This window comes from Rhodanobacter spathiphylli B39 (assembly GCF_000264295.1).
Classification (GTDB): domain Bacteria; phylum Pseudomonadota; class Gammaproteobacteria; order Xanthomonadales; family Rhodanobacteraceae; genus Rhodanobacter; species Rhodanobacter spathiphylli.
The window spans coordinates 1-17,138 of sequence record NZ_AJXT01000007.1 but is presented as its reverse complement, the minus strand read 5'-3'; the positions used below and the strand labels follow the sequence as shown (position 1 = coordinate 17,138).

General features: G+C 65.0%; 12 protein-coding genes. 6 read left to right on the top strand and 6 right to left on the bottom strand.

Annotated features, from left to right (window positions below):
* Positions 1–8: 8 nt before the first annotated feature.
* The 3 genes from agaR to UU7_RS05265 are packed head-to-tail and all read right to left on the bottom strand — an operon-like array spanning position 9 to position 2,971.
* A complete protein-coding gene (agaR, locus tag UU7_RS05275) occupies positions 9–806 on the bottom strand; it encodes a transcriptional repressor AgaR (RefSeq protein ID WP_007806087.1) in 798 nt (265 codons plus the stop codon).
* Positions 799–2,040 (bottom strand): amidohydrolase family protein, encoded by a 1,242-nt coding sequence (locus tag UU7_RS05270; protein WP_007806085.1) that lies wholly within the window; start codon positions 2,038–2,040, stop codon positions 799–801. The genes agaR and UU7_RS05270 overlap by 8 nt, the downstream gene beginning before the upstream one ends.
* 25 nt (positions 2,041–2,065) lie before the next feature.
* Entirely contained in the window at positions 2,066–2,971 is a 906-nt protein-coding gene (locus tag UU7_RS05265) for a class I fructose-bisphosphate aldolase (protein ID WP_040672904.1), read from the bottom strand.
* Here UU7_RS05265 and UU7_RS05260 point away from each other — a divergent pair.
* The 6 genes from UU7_RS05260 to UU7_RS05235 all read left to right on the top strand — a co-directional run bounded on the left by UU7_RS05260 (position 2,966) and on the right by UU7_RS05235 (position 12,912).
* Entirely contained in the window at positions 2,966–4,267 is a 1,302-nt protein-coding gene (locus UU7_RS05260; protein WP_238530897.1) for an SIS domain-containing protein, read from the top strand. The two genes, UU7_RS05265 and UU7_RS05260, sit on opposite strands and share 6 nt — an antisense overlap.
* Positions 4,264–5,187, top strand: a complete 924-nt coding sequence (locus UU7_RS05255) for a carbohydrate kinase family protein (RefSeq protein WP_007806079.1) — start codon at positions 4,264–4,266, stop codon at positions 5,185–5,187. The genes UU7_RS05260 and UU7_RS05255 overlap by 4 nt, the downstream gene beginning before the upstream one ends.
* Positions 5,184–6,113: a 1-phosphofructokinase family hexose kinase gene (locus tag UU7_RS05250; protein ID WP_007806078.1), complete on the top strand. Its 930-nt coding sequence runs from the start codon at positions 5,184–5,186 to the stop codon at positions 6,111–6,113. Before UU7_RS05255 ends, UU7_RS05250 begins: the two co-directional genes overlap by 4 nt.
* Positions 6,114–6,419: 306 nt before the next feature.
* Complete coding sequence (locus UU7_RS05245) at positions 6,420–9,359, top strand: TonB-dependent receptor (RefSeq protein ID WP_007806076.1); 2,940 nt, start codon at positions 6,420–6,422, stop codon at positions 9,357–9,359.
* A gap of 113 nt (positions 9,360–9,472) precedes the next feature.
* Positions 9,473–10,720, top strand: a complete 1,248-nt coding sequence (locus UU7_RS05240) for an RICIN domain-containing protein (RefSeq protein WP_007806074.1) — start codon at positions 9,473–9,475, stop codon at positions 10,718–10,720.
* Between the two features lie 125 nt (positions 10,721–10,845).
* On the top strand, positions 10,846–12,912 hold the full coding sequence (locus tag UU7_RS05235) for an alpha-galactosidase (RefSeq protein ID WP_007806072.1): 2,067 nt from the start codon (positions 10,846–10,848) through the stop codon (positions 12,910–12,912).
* 153 nt (positions 12,913–13,065) lie between these two features.
* On the opposite strand, the gene UU7_RS05230 is transcribed toward UU7_RS05235, so the two are convergent.
* The 3 genes from UU7_RS05230 to UU7_RS05220 form a co-directional block, all read right to left on the bottom strand.
* Complete coding sequence (locus UU7_RS05230; RefSeq protein ID WP_040672900.1) at positions 13,066–14,223, bottom strand: isovaleryl-CoA dehydrogenase; 1,158 nt, start codon at positions 14,221–14,223, stop codon at positions 13,066–13,068.
* Positions 14,224–14,302: 79 nt separating this feature from the next.
* Entirely contained in the window at positions 14,303–15,847 is a 1,545-nt protein-coding gene (locus tag UU7_RS05225; RefSeq protein ID WP_157581921.1) for a phospholipase D family protein, read from the bottom strand.
* Between the two features lie 138 nt (positions 15,848–15,985).
* On the bottom strand, positions 15,986–17,089 hold the full coding sequence (locus tag UU7_RS05220; RefSeq protein WP_007806066.1) for a Glu/Leu/Phe/Val dehydrogenase dimerization domain-containing protein: 1,104 nt from the start codon (positions 17,087–17,089) through the stop codon (positions 15,986–15,988).
* Positions 17,090–17,138: the final 49 nt, after the last annotated feature.

Below are 17,138 nucleotides of genomic sequence, written 5' to 3'. Positions count from 1 at the left end.
CGCCGACGTCAGACCAGCACGACCTGCACGCCGGCGGCGCGCAGTGCCTCGACGGTTTCGGCCGGCGCGCTGGTGTCGGTGATCACGATGTCGAGGTTCTTCACCGGCGTGATCACCGACAGGCTGCGTTGGCCCAGCTTGCTGGCATCGAGCACGGCAATGGTCTGGCGCGAGACGCGGATCATCAGCGCGTTCAATGCCGCCTCGAGCGGATCGGGCGTGGTTACGCCCACCTCCGGATCGAGGCCGTCGACGCCGAGGAACAGGCGATCCGCGGAAAGTTTGGCCAGCGCCTGCTCGGCATCCGGGCCGACCAGTGAATACGAAGTCTGCCGAAGCATGCCACCCAGCATCATCACGCGAATCTGCGGCAGGCCGGACAGCTCCATCGCGATATTCAGCGCGTTGGTGATCACCGTGAGCGATTCGAACTTCAGCTGGCGGATCTGCCGGGCGATCTCCACCGTGGTCGAGCCGGAGTCGAGGATGATCGTCTCGCCGTCCCGGATCATTTTCGCCGCGGCCTGGCCGATGCGCAGCTTCTGCGCGTGCCAGCGGGTTTCCTTGATATTGAGCGGGGTGTCGTTCGTTGCTGGCGCAGCCGGCAAGGCACCGCCATGCGAGCGGGCGATTGCCGAGCTGCGCGCGAGCGCGTCCAGGTCTGCACGGATGGTGACGGTGGAGGTGCCGAAGCGGGTTGCCAGCTCCTCCACCGTGGCGCGCCCCTGCTGTTCGACCAGTTCGACGATCAGGCGGCGACGTTCTTCGACCAGCAGGCGGCGGGAGGCGACGGGGGTTTCACTCATGGGCGATTTTCAGAATTCGGGCAGCGTTGTCATGGTAAACCTTGCGCAGCACTTCGTCCGACAGGGCGAGTCCGTAGATCGACCAGCGACCCTGCGGCGGCGTCGGCGCCGGTGCGTAATCGAAGTATTCGTCGTCGGTTTCCAGGAAGCGGTAGTAGATCTCGTAGAGCTCGTCGCCGAACAGCTGCTGCGGCACGTCGTCCCCGTACGGTGATGGTACCGCGTCGGTGCCGAACATGATCCGGTCCTGGTAACGGTCAAAGAAGCGTTGCGCGATGCGTGGCTGGCGACCCAGCTCGCCGATGCGGGCGCTGATGTCGATCACCGTGTTGGGGAAGCGGTCGAGGCAGGCGGCCACGGCGGCGAGGTTTTCCGCGTTGTTGCCCACGTGAAGCAGGGCGAACGTGGTCTTCGGATGGCGTGCGATCAGGCGGTCGCGCGCGGCGAGCAACTCCGCATTGCCGGGGAACTCCGGACCGTAGAACGACCAGTCCGGATGATTGGCCAGTTCCTCATAGCGCTCGTTGTTCTCGTCGGTAGGCAGGAAGAATGCCTCCGGGTCGGAGACGTGCAGGAATACCGGCAGGTCGTGGGCCGCACAGGCTTCCCACATCGGATCGAAGCGGCGGTCGTCCACCGCCACCAGCGGGCCTTCATCGATCCGCTCGCGCAAGTAGAGGCCCAGCGTCTTCAACAGTTTCAGTCCGCGCGCGCCGACATGTTTGGCATGTTCGATCGCATCTCCCTGCAACTGCGCGTAGTTCGGTTCGGCAAAATATTCGTATGACGGTTCGGTGAGGGTGAGGAAACGACCGGGTGCGGCCTGGTCGAAGCTGCGGATGCTCTTTTCCAGGCCGGCGCCGACACCCCCGGTGAGGTTCACCAGGGTACGGATGCCCTTGCGGTCCATCACCGGCAGCAGGTCCTCGGGCCGGGCGAACAAGGTCACTTCTTCGCCCACCGAGATGCCATTGCGCACGTTGCTCGACCAGCTCAGGTGCGCGTGCACATCGATGACCGGATAACGCGGTTGCTCGACGCGCGTCTTCGGTACCTGCAGCATGCTGCGCGGCTGGAAGTCCTTCAGTCGCAACCCGCTCTTGCCAGCGTCAGGCCGGGTTTGCAGGGGATTCTTGCTGCCCTCGGTGCGCACCGTACCGGCGCCGCCGGGCGGCGCGCAGCACAGGCAGCCGGCCTGCATCAGGAATTGCGATCGGGAGGAACTGTCGCTCATCGGGTTGCGTGCCTCGTCTGCCTGTTCAGCGCGGATATTTCGCCATGATGTCGTGGACGGAGCGAACCAGCGCCACTGCCTGATTGAACGGGCGCAGCCACATGTTGCGACCGAACATCACGCCATTGGCGCCGGACCGCATGTAGAACTCGACCTTGCGCAGTACCGCCGCGTCATCGTCGTTCTTCTCGCCGCCGGAGAACAGCACCATCGTGCGACCGGCCGAGCGCACCACGCGTTCGCAGCGGGCAGCTGCATCCTCCTGCAACTTGTCGTAAGGCGCCGGTACATTCGCCACGCTGTCGTTCGGCTCGTGCAGCTTGACGATGTCGGCGCCCATCTCCAGCGCCACGCGGGCAGCGTAATCCTGCGCGTAGAGCGTATTGGTGCCACCCCTGGCGTTGACCGCACTACCGCGGGGATACGCCCACATGACCAGCGGCATGCCATAGCGTTCGCAGTCCTGGCGCACCTTTTCGAACTGGCGAATTTCGTCGTGCTGGCGCGGCGAACCCACGTACATGGTGTAGCCGACCGCGTCGGCACCGAGACGCACCGCGTCCTCGACCGAGGCGAACAGTGGCGAGGTGGCTTCGGCGTCGCTGGCGATGTTGGTCTTGCCGTTGAGCTTGAGGATCAGCGGCACCCGGCCGCAGTACTCGGCCATGTACTTCTCGGCCAGGCCAATGCCCAGCGCGATGGCAGAAAAGCCACCGGCTGCGGCGAGCTCGAACTGATAGCTCGGATCGACGGCCGGCGGGTGGGGAAAGAAGTCGGTGGGACCATGCTCCAGTCCCTGGTCGAGCGGGAGCACCAGCAAGCTGCCGTTGCGGGGACCGTAGCCGTACAGCAACCGCCACAGACGGGTGCGCTTGCCATGGGACAGGGCGAGCCGGGAAAGTTGGCTGCCGGTGTTCGAAACCTCTTGCAAGCTTTGTTTCATTTCGAATACTCTCGGTTCGGAAGCTACATACTTTCATATTCAATCGAATTTGGCAAAATGTCAAAATTAAACAATAAAACGAAAGTTTCGACTGAGCTGGACGCCTTGCATGCAGCCCCGTTGGCGGCGCAGCAGGCGCACGGCTACGCCGATACCCTGCGCGAGATCCTGCAGCAGCCGGCGACCTGGTCGGATACGGCCGAGCTGCTGCGCCAGCCGCAACTGCGCGAGCTGATGCAGGCAGCGCTGGTGCCGCGCCCGAGCCATATCGTGCTGACCGGTTCGGGCAGCTCCATGTATATCGGCGAATGCCTGGCACCCAGCCTGCAGGTCGAGTTGGGTATCCCCGCCCAGGCGATTGCAGCCGGTAGCTTGCTCACGCACTGGCGCAGTGTGCTGCCACCCGGCGCCGGCTTGCTGATTTCGCTGGCGCGTTCCGGCGACAGCCCGGAAAGCTGTGGCGTGTTGGATCGCCTGCTGGCGGATGCCCCCGACTATCGCCACTTGGTCATCACCTGCAACGCCAACGGCAAGCTCGCCACCCGTTATCGCAATGACCCGCGGGTCACCGTGCTGGTGCTGGACGAGCGCACCAATGACCGCAGCCTGGTGATGACCAGCAGCTTCACCAACCTGTTGCTGGCCGGCTTCGGCCTGGTTCAGCGCGGAGGCAGCGACACCATCGCGGCGACAACCCGGTTGGCGCGCGGCGTCCAGCGCATCTTCGAAGAACAGGCCGACGCGCTTGCGACCGTTGCCCGTGGCGAGTTCGGCAAGGTCGTCTATCTCGGCAGTGGCGGCGCGCTCGGCGCGGCCCACGAATGTGCGCTGAAGATGCTGGAGATGACCGGCGGCGCGGTCGTCACGGTGGCGGAAACTTATCTCGGCCTGCGCCACGGGCCAATGTCGAGTCTGGACGACAGGACCCTGGTGGTCGGCTTTCTGTCACCGGCCCCGGCGGTGCGTGCCTACGAGCTCGACCTGCTGCGCGAACTGTCACGCAAGCAGCTGGGCATGACCCGCGTGCTGGTGGGTGAGCACATTCCGGCAGATGTGCTGGGGCCGCACGACGTGGCGATCGAGCAGGCGGGCTTGGGCGCGACGGACGATGCATTGCCGCTGCTGCCGGATGTGGTGGTGGGGCAACTGCTCGCGTTCTTCCGTTGCCTCAAGCTGGGTGGCAAACCCGACACGCCGTCGCAGGGCGTACTCACGCGCGTGGTCGAGCACTTTCCGATGCACCGGGAGCGCAGCTCGGAAAATGAGCATGAGGGGGAAGCATGAAGCGCATCCTGGTCGTCGGCGAAATCAACGTCGATCTGGTCTTCAAGCACTGCCATGCCTTGCCTGCGCCAGGCCGCGAAGTGCTGGCCGACGACTTCTGCATGACGCCAGGCAGCTCCTCGATGATCTGTGCGATGGGGCTGGCCCGGCTGGGCAATCCCGTGGCATTCCGCGGCAAGCTCGGTGACGACAGCTGGGGCGCCTATTGTCTCGATGCGTTGCGTAACGCCGGCATCGACATTGCCGCCGTGCAGCCGCAGGCGAGCTTGCGCACCGGCGTCACCGTCTCGCTGTCGACGCCGCAGGATCGCGCTCTGGTGACGTTCCCCGGCGCGATCGCCACGCTGCGCGCGGACGAGGTGGACGATGCGTTGCTTGCCAGCGCCGATCACCTGCACGTTTCCTCCTATTACCTGCAGCGTGCGCTGCGGCCCGATTGCCGCGCGCTGTTCGCGCGTGCGCATGCCGCCGGTCTGAGCACTTCGCTCGATCCCGGCTTCGATCCGCAGCAGGCGTGGGCGTCCGACCTGCTTGGCACGCTGGAGGAAGTCGACCTGTTTCTGCCCAACGAGCTGGAGTTGGCGGCCATCACTGGCCGCGAGCGAGTGCTCGATGGCCTGCATGCGCTGCACAACGGGCGCACGCAAACCGTGGTGAAGCGCGGACAGCTCGGCTGCGCCAGTCTGGATCAGGGACAACTGCTCGAAGTGCCGGCGTTTGCGGTCCATCCGGTCGACAGCACCGGCGCCGGCGATTCGTTCGATGCCGGTTTCCTGCATGCGTGGCTACGTGGCCAGACCCTGCAGGACTGCATGCGCTGGGGCAGTGCCTGCGGCAGCCTCTCCACGCGCCGAACCGGCGGCACGGTCGGCCAGGCCAGCGTGTCGGAAGTGGACACCCTGCTGGCGGACCTGTCGTGATCACGGTCATCGGTTTCAACACCGCGATCGATCGGCTCATCCGGCTGGATGCGCTGCGTCCCGGCGAAGTCAGCCGCGCACTCGACGAACAGGCGTATCCCGGCGGCAAGGGGTTGCACGTGGCACAGACCATTGCCGCGCTGGGTGAGCGCGTGCAACTGGTCGGCCTGGTCGACCCGGCCCATCGCAACATGATCGGTCGACTGCTGTGCGAACGCGGCGTTGTGTTCCACGGCATCGAGGTTGCCGAGAGCCTGCGCACCTGCATCGCGTTGCAGGATGCGGACGGCCAGGTCACCGAGATTCTCGGGCAGGGGCCGCTGCTGGACGGCGCGCAGCAGGAAGCCTTGCTGCGCGCGTTTCGTCGTGGCGTCGATGACAGCGAGCTGATCGTGCTGTCCGGCAGCCTGCCGCGAGGGTTTCCGTCGACCACCTATGCCGAACTGGCAGCGCATGTGCGCGATGCCGGCAAGCGTTGCCTGATCGACGCCGGTGGCGAACTGCTGCAGCACGCGGCGCAGACTCGACCATTTCTGGTCAAGCCCAATCGCGACGAGATCGCCGATCTGCTCGGACGTCCGATCGGCGATCTCGCCGCGGCAGTCGACGCGGTTCGCGAACTGCGTGCCGACGGCATCGCGATGCCGGTGGTGACGATGGGTGCACTGGGCGCGGTGGCTGCCGATGCGAGTGGCGTCTGGCATGCCTTGATCGAACTGGAACAGGTACGCAACACGGTGGGTTCCGGCGACTGCCTGCTGGCCGGCATGACGGTAGGCATGGCGCGAAACATGAATTTGGAGGGGATCTTGCGTCTGGGCGTGGCCTGCGGCTCGGCCAATGCGCAAGGTCAGGAAACCGGTTTCGTCGAACGACGGGCGGTTGAGACGTTGCTCGCAAAGGTTCGAGTGCAGCGTCTGGCGTGATTGAAAAGCAGGAAGTCAAACCGGGCCAGTCATGGGTCCGGCAGGGAGGCTTTTGTCCGAAATTCTGGAGAACGTGCAAGCGAGTTCGTGGGCATGAGGTGTTCCCACGGATAACCACAACCGCCTGTGGCAGAGGGGAGGGCATTTCTGCGCAGGGCGACAACGAACTACGTGAGGGGCATTTCAATGCATGCTGAAAAGAATGATGGTTTCACCGTCGCGGGCAGGAGCAGGAAGTTGTTGATCGCTGCCGCACACCCGGGCGCCGGGAACAGGGCTGACGGTTTGCGGCGAACGCTGCTCGCCATGGGTTTGCTGGTGTCACTGGGCGCGAATGTCGCGCAGGCGCAATCGATCACCGGCGGCCTGTATGGCAGGGAGCCTGGCGGCAGTCATGTCACGCTCGAAGTAGCCAATCCGGCTACCGGCTACCACCGCGAACTGCAGCCGGACAGCGATGGGCGCTACAACGTGGGCGGCCTCAATCCGGGCAAGTACACCGTCACCGTGTTGCAGGACGGCTCCACCATCGGCACCCGCACTGTCGTGGTGAGTGCCAACGTGCAGACCATGGTGCCGGCGCTTTCCGGCGTCGAGGCCGCCGCCACCGCGTCGGCGAGCGCCACCAATCTCGGCGCGATTCGGGTGTCCGGACGAGCCATCGATGCCGACGTGATGCCGATCGACGTGAGCACGCCGGAGTTCTCCAACAACTACAGCATGAGCGTGGTCAACCAGCTGCCGACCGGGCGCGGCCCCGAGAGCGTCGCGCTGCTGAGCTCGAAGGTGAAGTACGACAACCAGACCACCGGCCTGATCCAGATGGGCGGCGCGAGTCCGGCCGAGAACCGCTACTACTACAACGAATTCGACAGCACCTACGACTACAACGGGCTCGGTGCCACCTACCTGCCGGCCGAGGCGATCACCTCGACCCAGGTGTTGAGCGCCAATGCGGGCGTGAGCTGGACCAGCACCACCGGCGGCACGATCGCCTCCACCGTGCGCCAGGGAACCAACCGGTTCCAGGCAGGCTATTCGCTGTACTTCACGCCGGCGACTTCGTGGTTCAACCCGCATGCACGCGATTCGCGCACATCGCAGGGCGACTACTACCACTTCAACTCCTCCAACAGCCACAGCGCCAATGTGGCCAACCAGTACGTGTTCGCATCCGGTGCGCTGGTCAGGGACAAGCTGTTCTTCTTCGCCATGCTGGGCAACTCGCCGGCCAATACCAGTCAGAGCAACACGCAGAACCGGCACATCGACACGGCCAACCGCGACAAGAACGGGCTGCTCAACCTCACCTGGAACATCAACGCCGACCAGTCGTTCAACGTGGTCGGCAACCGTGACTGGAAGAACACGTTCAACAACCGGTACAGCCTGACGCGCGACTACGATCCGTCCTCGCAAGGCGCGTACGCAGGCTGGACCTCGACCCAGGTGAAGAACCAGTTCCTGATCGGCAACTACCACTGGCAGATCAACGACAGCATGAGCCTGCGCCTGATGGGCGGATACCTGAGCCAGTCCTCGCTCAGCCCGACTTCCACCTCGGGCACCAACCTGCCTTATGTGATCGAAGTCGATCCGGTGACCCAGGTGCACAAGAACATCGGTCTCACCACCACCAGCAGCAAGCTGTATCCGTTCGCCTACTGGCGCCGCGGCTTCAAGGGCGACTTCACCTGGAACCTGGGCGACCACAAGATCACCATCGGCGGCGAGCATTACAAGCACTTCATCAACAACGTCAGCACCACCACCGACGGCGGCGACTGGACCTATTACACCCAGCCCGGCAGCGTGCTGCCGAACGGTTCGCCGGTACCGGCTGATGGCCGCTACGTGGCGCAGTACTTCATCAGCACCGGTGGCCCGTTCTACACGGTCAACAAGGCGTTCTACATCGACGATTACTGGCAGGCGTCCGACCGCTGGATCGTGTATGCCGGCCTGCGCGACGACACCTTCATCAACAAGAACGTCAACGGCCAGAACTTCTGGCACCTGCCGCTGCTGTCGCCACGGTTCGGCGTGTCGTGGGATGTGTACGGCGACAGCACGATGAAGGTCGGTGCGAACGCCGGCAAGTACACCATCCCGATCCCGTCCAGCGTCAACAACGGTGCGGCTGGCGCCGTCACCCAGTGGTACCGCTACTACACCTACGGCGGCAGGGATCCGAACACGCAGGCGCCGACCGGGCTGACCCAGATCGGTCCGCAGGAGACGCTGATCAACGGCCAGGCGCCCAGCGCCGCGAACGTCGCCACGTCCAACATCAAGGCGCCGTACCAGTACGAGTTCCAGGTGTACGTGCAGAAGACGCTGGGCAACAGCTGGTCGTCGATGGCCGAGCTGGGTTACTCCTCGCTCAAGCGCGCCATCGAGGACACCTGCTACACCCAGGGCATCACCGACTACGCGCAGGCCCATGGCTACCCGGACTACGAGGATTCCAGCGGCTGCCCAATGATCAACCCGGGCATCGCCCAGGTATTCATGCGCGACTACGACGGCGACGGCAAGCTGGAATCGCTGACCGTGCCAGGCAGCGTGTTTGGCCCGGCGCCCACGCGCAAGTACGTCCACCTCACGCTGGAACTGACGCACGCGCAGAACAACGACGAGCCGTACTTCCTCGACCTCAGCTACACCTGGGCGCACCTGTACGGCAACTACGACGGCCTGCTCAACCTGGGTACGCGCACCAACGGCGGACCCTCCGAGCAGATCCTGTGGGACTTCCCCGGCCTGATGGAGCACAGCTCCGGCAACCTGGCCGGCGACGTGCGGCACAGCCTCAAGCTCAACGGCATCTACTACTTCCCAAGCGGCCTGCGTATCGGTAGCACGTTTGACCTGTCCACCGGCACGCCGCAGAACTGCCTCGGCACTTATCCGGACATCGACAACCCCGCCGAGCAGTACGGCGCCGCCAGCCACTTCTGCAACAACGTACCGGCACCGCTGGGCGCGGCCGGGCGTACGCCGCTGTTCTGGCAATGGAACCTCGGTGTGGGCTACGACTGGGCCATCAACGACTCCAATCACCTGAGCCTGGATCTGCAGGTGCAGAACGTCACCAATCGCCAGGGTGGCATCGATGCGGAGCAGCGCTACGACACCGGCAGTTTCCAGAACGATGGCTCGCCGATCCTCAACCCGAGCTACGGCGCGGCAACCTGGCAGGCACCGCGGACGACGATGCTGATCGCCCGTTACACCTTTCGATGAGGACGCAGGGCGTCGTGCCGACACGGTGCGACGCCCCTGCTGATTGTCCGCGAACCACGCTCCCGCGCCACGCGGCCGACGGCATCACCTTCGCTTATCCATCGAGGTATCCCATGAAAAAATATCTGTTGCATCTCGCCTATGGGCTTGCAGGTATCGGAGCCTTCCTGGCCGGCCCGGCCCACGCCGTGATTGCGGGCGGCATGGCGGCGAATCACTACTACTACCCCGCCTCGACCGTCGCGAATGCCGACGGCTTGTACGGTTACAACGGGATCGATGCTTCCATCCGGGTGACCCATGAGCCTGGCAACAACGGCAATACGTTCTACGCCAGCCAGTTCTTCTGGACGGTCAACGTCAACCAGGGCGGCTATGCCGGGATCCAGCAAAATTCGAAAAAGACCAAGACCGTTCTCTTTTCGATCTTCGGCCAGACCTACGATTCCAATGTCGACAAACCCGGCTCCGCCCCCGGTGCGGTATGCCGGGCATTCGGTGGCGAGGGCACCGGCACCCAATGCCTGTTCACCACCAAAGGCAGCAAGGAGCCGGCGTGGAGGGGAGGGACCAGGTACACCTTGCACGTGGAGTACACGGGAAAGACGACGATCCCCGCGGGCGCGGCCGACGCCGGCGAAAACTACCTGTGGCAGGCCTCCATCACCGATGAAGACATGGGCACGACCACGGTGATCGGAACCATCCACTCGCCGGCGGGCAACGGCCTGTTGCAGGCCGTCGTGCCGCAGTTCGTCGAAAACTTCACCCAGGGATCGCAGCAGTATTCCTCCTGCTCCCAGGTGCCGCCCACGACGGCGGTGTTCTACGCTCCGGTCATGTACGACCCCGCGGGCAATGCCGTGCAAACCAATAACGCCTCGACAGAAACCTATGGCGATTGCGCGTCCATCGCCAGTTCGATGATGAACCCGGACAAGACGGCCATCGCCACCATCAACCAGCCGCCCGGGGCGCCTTTCATCGCCCGGAACCGCGTCCAGCACTACTGCGCGGATACGTTGGGCGGCAACCACCTTGGTCTCAATATCTGTGCGGGCAGCGACAGCTCGTCCTGGGCGGTGGGCAACCAGCTGCTGGCGAACGATGTCGGCAACCGGCTGAATCTGATCGATCGCAACGTATGCCTGCAGGCAAACGGCAGCAGTGCCGTACTTGCCGCAAGCTGCACCGCCGACAGCAGCCAGGAGTGGCTGTACATGCCGGAGTCGGCGGCCTGGTTCAACGTGGGCTCCGGTCAATGCCTGAACGCAGCCGGTGATGCCGGCCAGAACAGCACGGTGAATCTGGCGGATTGCGATTCGTCCGACTATCAGCAGTGGATACCCAGGCAGCTGTAAGCGTGTCTGCAGGGCGACCTGTCGTTCGATGCCGCCATCGCCCATCGTCATGCGAAGCCGCACAGGCACCGGGCATCGAGCGCAACCGACGGGTCGATATCAATGAATCAACATGAGAGGCAACCATGGCAGCAACGCATCCGCATCCCTTTCGCCTGTCGCGCATGAGCGTGCTGGCTTCCTGCCTGTTGGCTGCGCCGACGGGTTTCAGCACGGCACACGCAGGGGACGGCACCGTCCGGGACAAGGCTGTACTCGAACCCGGCGCAGCGACCTTCGCCGATCGGCAGGGCGTGGAACGCTTCGGCAATGCCGCGATCGAGATGGCGTGGAAACTGGATGGCCAGCGGCTCGTCGACATGACGATGACCGACCGGGCACACGACCGCACGTTCGCGGTGCCCGGGCCGTTCGCGCTGTTGCTTTCCGATGGCAGCACGATCAAGGCTTCCGACATGAAGCTGCTGTCGCCGCCGCGCGCGCACTCGTTGCCCGTGGACGCCAAGGCTTCGCGCCTCGCCATGCGCCAGCCCGGCAAGGCCGTCGAGGCCAGCTTCGGTGACGCGAATGGCCGCTTCCGGGTGGACTGGAAGCTGGTGCAGCGTGACGGTTCGCCCTACCTGCGCGAGGTGGTCAGCATCGCCGCGCTGAAGCAGGACGAGAAGATCGCCAAGGTGTCGCTGCTGGAAACGCAGCTGGTGGACGCCGAAGTGGTGGGCAGCGTGAACGGCTCGCCGGTGGTGGCCGGCAACGTCTATCTCGGTTTCGAGAACCCGCAATCGGACAGCGCGGTGCGGCACAACGACGTGCAGCTCACGCTGACGCGCACGCTGCCACTGGAAAGAGGCAAGACCGTGGATTATTCGGCGGTGGTCGGCGTGGTGCGCGACGGCCAGCTGCGGCGCGACTTCGCCAGCTACGTCGAGCGCGAGAGGGCACATCCGTACCGGCCGTTCCTGCACTACAACTCCTGGTACGACATCGGCTACTTCACGCCGTATACCGAGGCGCAGGCGCTGGACCGCATCAACATGGTGGGCACCGAGCTGTACGTGAGGCGCGGCGTGAAACTGGATTCGTTCCTGTTCGACGACGGCTGGGACGACCGCAACGGCAGCTGGCACTTCAGCAAGGACTTTCCGCAAGGTTTCGTGCCGCTGCGCGAAGCCGCCGCGAAGTACGGCGCCGCGCCGGGCGTGTGGCTGTCGCCGTGGGGCGGCTACGGCCCGCCCGCGAAGGAGCGCGCGGAGCGCGGTGCCCAAGCGGGTTACGAAATCATCGACGGCGGCCTGGCCCTGTCTGGCCCGAAGTACTACCAGCGCTTCCACGACGCGGTGATGGATTTGGTCAAAAAGGACGGCATCAACCAGTTCAAGTTCGACGGCACCGGCAACGCCGACAAGGTGTTCCCGGGCAGCCGTTTCGACAGCGACTTCGCGGCGGCGATCCAGTTGATCGACGACATCCGCGCGGCCAAGCCGGACACCTTCATCAACCTCACCACCGGCACCTGGGCGTCGCCGTTCTGGCTGCGCTACGCCGACACCATCTGGCGCGATGGCGAGGACGACAGCGAAACCGGTGTCGGCAGCACGCGCGAGCAGTGGATCACCTATCGCGATGCGCAGACCTACCGCAACATCGTGCTGAAGGGCCCGCTGTTCCCGATCAACTCGCTGATGCTCCACGGCATCATCTACGCGAAGGAAAACCGCAAGCTCAACACCGATCCGGGCCACGACTTCGCCAACGAGGTGCACTCGTACTTCGCCAGCGGCACCGAGCTGCAGGAGCTGTACATCACGCCGTCGCTGCTGAGCGATCACGACTGGGACGTGCTGGCCGAAGCGGCGAACTGGTCGCGCGCGAACGCCGACGTGCTGCGCGACACACACTGGATCGGCGGCGATCCGGATCGGCTCGACGTATACGGTTGGGCAGCGTGGTCGCCGCGCAAGTCGATCATCACCCTGCGCAATCCGAGTGAACACGCGCAGCTGGCGGTGATCGACCTGCAACGTCAGCTGGAACTTCCTGCTGACGCGGTGCGCCGTTTCCATGCGCACAGTGCGTGGAAAAGCGATGCGGCCAAGCCCGGAATGACACTTGATGCGGACAAGCCAGGCACGGTCACGCTGGCGCCGTTCGAGGTGTTGACGCTGGAGCTGACGCCGGTGGCGGCAGGATCCTGATACTCCGGGTGGTGCGAATGATCGGGCGGAAACGCCGGTCATTCGCACCAGATCTCGTCACGTCTTGCCGTGGAACAGCTCGCGGCCGATCTCCATGCGGCGGAAGTCGATATGGTGTGCCGGCGCCGATGGCTCGTGATCGGCGTCCTCGCCTCACGCCTTGCCGTGGAACAGCTCGCGGCCGATCAGCATGCGGCGGATCTCATTCGTGCCGGCGCCGATCTCGTAGAGCTTGGCGTCGCGCAGCAGGCGGCCGGCGGGGAACTCGTTGATGTAGCCGTTGCCGCCCAGCGTCTGGATCGCTTCCAGCGCCACCTGCACCGCGTTGACCGAGGCGTTGAGCAGACAGGCGGCGGGATCGATGCGCGACTTCACGCCCGCGTCGAACTGCTGCGCCACCATGTAGGCGAAGCCGCGTGAGCTTTGCAGCGCGGTGTACATGTCGGCGATCTTCGCCTGCATCACGCCGAAGGTGCCGATCGGCGCGTTGAACTGCTTGCGCTCGCGCACGTAGGGCAGGGCCAGGTCCAGCGCCGCCTGCATCAGGCCGATCGGGCCGCCGGACAGCACCAGCCGCTCGGTGTCCAGGCCGTTCATCAGCACGCGCACGCCTTCGTTGACCTCGCCCACGATGTTCTCGGCGGGGATCTCGCAGTTGTCGAACACCAGCTCGCAGGTGTTGGAGCCGCGCATGCCCAGCTTGTCCAGCTTCTGCGCGGTGGAAAAACCCTTCATGCCCTTCTCGACGATGAAGGCGGTCATGCAGCGGCTGCCGGCGGTGCGCGGCGCGGTGCGCATGTAGACCAGCAGCACGTCGGCATCCGGGCCGTTGGTGATCCACATCTTGTTGCCGTTGGCGACCCACACGTCGCCGCGCAGCTCGGCCTTGCAGCTCATCGAGCCGACCACGTCGGAGCCGGCGCCGGGCTCGCTCATCGCCAGCGCACCCACGTGCTCGCCGCTGCAAAGTTTCGGCAGGTACTTCTGCTTCTGCGCCTCGTTGCCGTTGTGGAAGATGTTGTTGACGCACAGGTTGGAGTGCGCGCCGTACGAAAGCCCGACCGAACCGGACGCGCGGGAGATTTCCTCCATCGCCACCATGTGCGCCAGGAAGCCCATGCCGCTGCCGCCGTACTCCTCGGCCACGGTCACGCCGAGCAGGCCCATCTCGCCGAACTTGCGCCACAGGTCGGCCGGGAACAGGTTGTCGCGATCGATCCTGTCGGCGCGCGGGGCGATCTCCTTTTCCGCAAACGCATGCACGGATTCGCGCAGCAGGTCGATGTCTTCTCCAAGCGGAAACGGGCGCATCACGAACTCCATGGGTGTGCAGGACAAGGCATGCAGAACGGCGATTTTAGCGCATGACGCGCCACCACGACCGCAGCGACTACAACTGCGACTCGATCGGCAGCCAGCTCATCACGCGCGTGGTGGCGCGCAGCCACCAGCCGGCGTCGGGCTCGTGGTCCAGCACGCGCGGCGGCTGGCTGCTGCGGTCCAGCCACTGCAGCGAGCCATCCGGAGCACGGCGCACCTGGTAACTCAGCGCCGGCGCGGCCAGTCGCAGGTATTCCTGGCGCAGGTCCTGCGCCAGTCCGGCGTCGGCGAACAGCACGCCCATTTCGGTGTTGAGGTTGGCCGAGCGCGGGTCGATGTTGAACGAACCGACGAAACCGCGTTCGCCATCGATCACGAACGCCTTGGTATGCAGGCTGGCGCCGCTGCTGCCGAACAGGCCCTGGTTTGGCTTGGGGCCGTTGCGGCGGATCTCGAACAGGTGCACGCCACCCTCCAGAAGCTTGCGGCGGTAGCGCTCGTAGCCGCTGTGTACGGCCGGCACGTCGTTCGCGGCCAGCGAATTGGTGATCACGCCGACCTGTGCACCTGCGTGCGCCAGCCCAACCAGGGTCGCCGTGCCGTTCGTGCCGGGCACGAAGTAGGGCGAGATCAGCAATACCTCGCGATGCGCGCCGTCGAGATGTGCGATCAGGCGGTGTTGCAGCCAGCTGTCCCGATCGCTGGAACGGAACTTCAACGGCGGGTCGGAGGCGACCACGATGCTGGCGCTCCAGTGCGCCGACAGTTCGTGGTTGACCAGACGCTGTGCCGACGGCGAAGCGGCGACCCGGCGCAGGTAGTCCCGCGCCCCGGGCAGCGCCGAGTCACTGGCCAGTCGCGCGGCCAGTGCATGCAAGGCCTGCGGCGTCTGCGGGTTCAGCGCGGCGATCGGCACCGCCGCGCTGGAATTCCAGAAGGCGTCGAAGATGCCGCTGGCATCGGCCACGGCCGGACCGGCCAGCAGCATGTCCAGATCGCGGAAGTTCACCCGGCTGGAGGCATCGAAGTATTCGTCGCCGATGTTGCGCCCGCCCACCACGGCAAGCCGGCCGTCGACGATCCACGCCTTGTTGTGCATGCGATGGTTGACGCTGAAGAAGCGCTGCACCATCTCCAGCAATCGCCACACGCCGCTGCGGTTGCGGAACGGGTTGTACAGGCGCACTTCGATGTTCGGGTGCGCATCGAGCGCCAGCAGTGCCGGGTCGAGGCCCTTGGTGTTGATGTCGTCGATCAGCAGGCGCACGCGCACGCCCCGTTCGGCCGCGGCGTACACCTCGCGCGCCAGCAGGTGACCGACCAGGTCGTCGTGCCACATGTAGTACTGCAGGTCCAAGCTGCGCCCGGCGATGCGCGCGGAAGCGGCACGCACGGCGAAGGCGTCGAGGCCGTCATGCAGCAGGGTCGCCGCGGTCTGCCCCGGGCGGGTGGCGAGATACGGTGCCAGTTCGCGATCGATCGGAGTCTGTGCCGCCTGCAGCGGCAGGGTCGTGCTGGCGGCGCCGCTGGCGCGCGGGGTCAGGTGGTCGGCCAGCAACAGGCCGCTGGCGACCAGCAGCACCACGGCCAGCACGGCCCAACCCATCCAGATCATGATCCTGCGCATCCCTGGCACCTCCGGCTTCCGATTATTGGGGGGCTGTCGCAGATGCGCAAAGGCCTGCCGTGATCGACGGCAGGCCCTTGCGGAAACGGGGCGTGCCGGTCTGCCGGCATGCCCCTGGTGACACGCTTACTGACCGCGCATGCGACCCTGGAAGCGGGTGCCGCCATTGCCCATGTGGGCCAGCTTGATCTTGCCGATCGCGCTGATGCGCTCCTCGGCCAGGCGGTCGGCGGCCTTGTAGGTCGGGATGCCTTCGTTCTTGCTGATCTCGAAGATGCGGCCCAGGTTGTAGTAGATCGTGCGCATCATGCGCATCGCGCGCTCGCGGTTGTAGCCGTCGATTTCCAGCGACACGTTCATCACGCCGCCGGCATTGACCGCATAGTCCGGTGCGTACAGCACGCCGCGACGCTGCAGTTCGTCGCCGATCTCGTCGGTGGCCAGCTGGTTGTTGGCCGGGCCGCAGATGATCTTGGCCTTGATGCGGTTGATGGTCTGCTCGTTGACGGTGCCGCCAAGGGCGCACGGCGAGTACACGTCGGCATCGACATCGTAGATATCGTCCAGGCCCACCGCCTCGCAGCCCAGCTCGTCGACGCAGCGCTGCACCGCTTCCTTGTTGATGTCAGTGACGAACACCTTGGCGCCCTGTTCGCGCAGCAGCTTGATGTACTCGCCGCCCACATGGCCGCAACCCTGCACGGCGTAGCTGTACTTGCCCACGTCCTCGTTGCCGTGCTTGAACTGCAGCGCGGCCATCAGCCCCTGCAAGGTGCCGTAGGCAGTGAACGGCGACGGGTCGCCCGAACCGCCATGCACCTGGTGCACGCCGGTGACATATTCGGTTTCACGGAACACGTATTCCATGTCGTTGACGTCGATGCCCACGTCTTCGGCGGTGATGTAGCGGCCGTTCAACGAATTGACGAAGCGGCCGAATGCGCGGAACAGTGCCTCGGACTTGTCCTTGCTCGGGTCGCCGATGATCACCGCCTTGCCGCCGCCCAGGTTCAGGCCGGCCACGGCGTTCTTGAAGGTCATGCCGCGCGACAGCCGCAGCACGTCGTTCACCGCTTCCTGCTCGGTCTTGTACGGCCACATGCGCAGGCCGCCGAGCGCGGGGCCCAGCACCGTGTTGTGGATCGCGATGATGGCCTTCAGGCCGGCGTCCTTGTTGTGGCAGAAGACGACTTCTTCGTGACCCGTCTTTTCGATGGTTTCAAAGATCATTGCAACGGTGACTCCATGATTTACGGTGCCGATGGGCATCTGCAGAGGG

What these genes read in the sequence shown, in the direction of transcription:
- agaR (WP_007806087.1), bottom strand. Translation starts at nt 806, where the DNA reads ATGAGTGAAACCCCCGTCGCCTCCCGCCGCCTGCTGGTCGAAGAACGT.
- UU7_RS05270 (WP_007806085.1), bottom strand. Translation starts at nt 2,040, where the DNA reads ATGAGCGACAGTTCCTCCCGATCGCAATTCCTGATGCAGGCCGGCTGC.
- UU7_RS05255 (WP_007806079.1), top strand. Translation starts at nt 4,264, where the DNA reads ATGAAGCGCATCCTGGTCGTCGGCGAAATCAACGTCGATCTGGTCTTC.
- UU7_RS05245 (WP_007806076.1), top strand. Translation starts at nt 6,420, where the DNA reads ATGGGTTTGCTGGTGTCACTGGGCGCGAATGTCGCGCAGGCGCAATCG.
- UU7_RS05240 (WP_007806074.1), top strand. Translation starts at nt 9,473, where the DNA reads ATGAAAAAATATCTGTTGCATCTCGCCTATGGGCTTGCAGGTATCGGA.
- UU7_RS05235 (WP_007806072.1), top strand. Translation starts at nt 10,846, where the DNA reads ATGGCAGCAACGCATCCGCATCCCTTTCGCCTGTCGCGCATGAGCGTG.
- UU7_RS05230 (WP_040672900.1), bottom strand. Translation starts at nt 14,223, where the DNA reads ATGCGCCCGTTTCCGCTTGGAGAAGACATCGACCTGCTGCGCGAATCC.
- UU7_RS05225 (WP_157581921.1), bottom strand. Translation starts at nt 15,847, where the DNA reads ATGATCTGGATGGGTTGGGCCGTGCTGGCCGTGGTGCTGCTGGTCGCC.
- UU7_RS05220 (WP_007806066.1), bottom strand. Translation starts at nt 17,089, where the DNA reads ATGATCTTTGAAACCATCGAAAAGACGGGTCACGAAGAAGTCGTCTTC.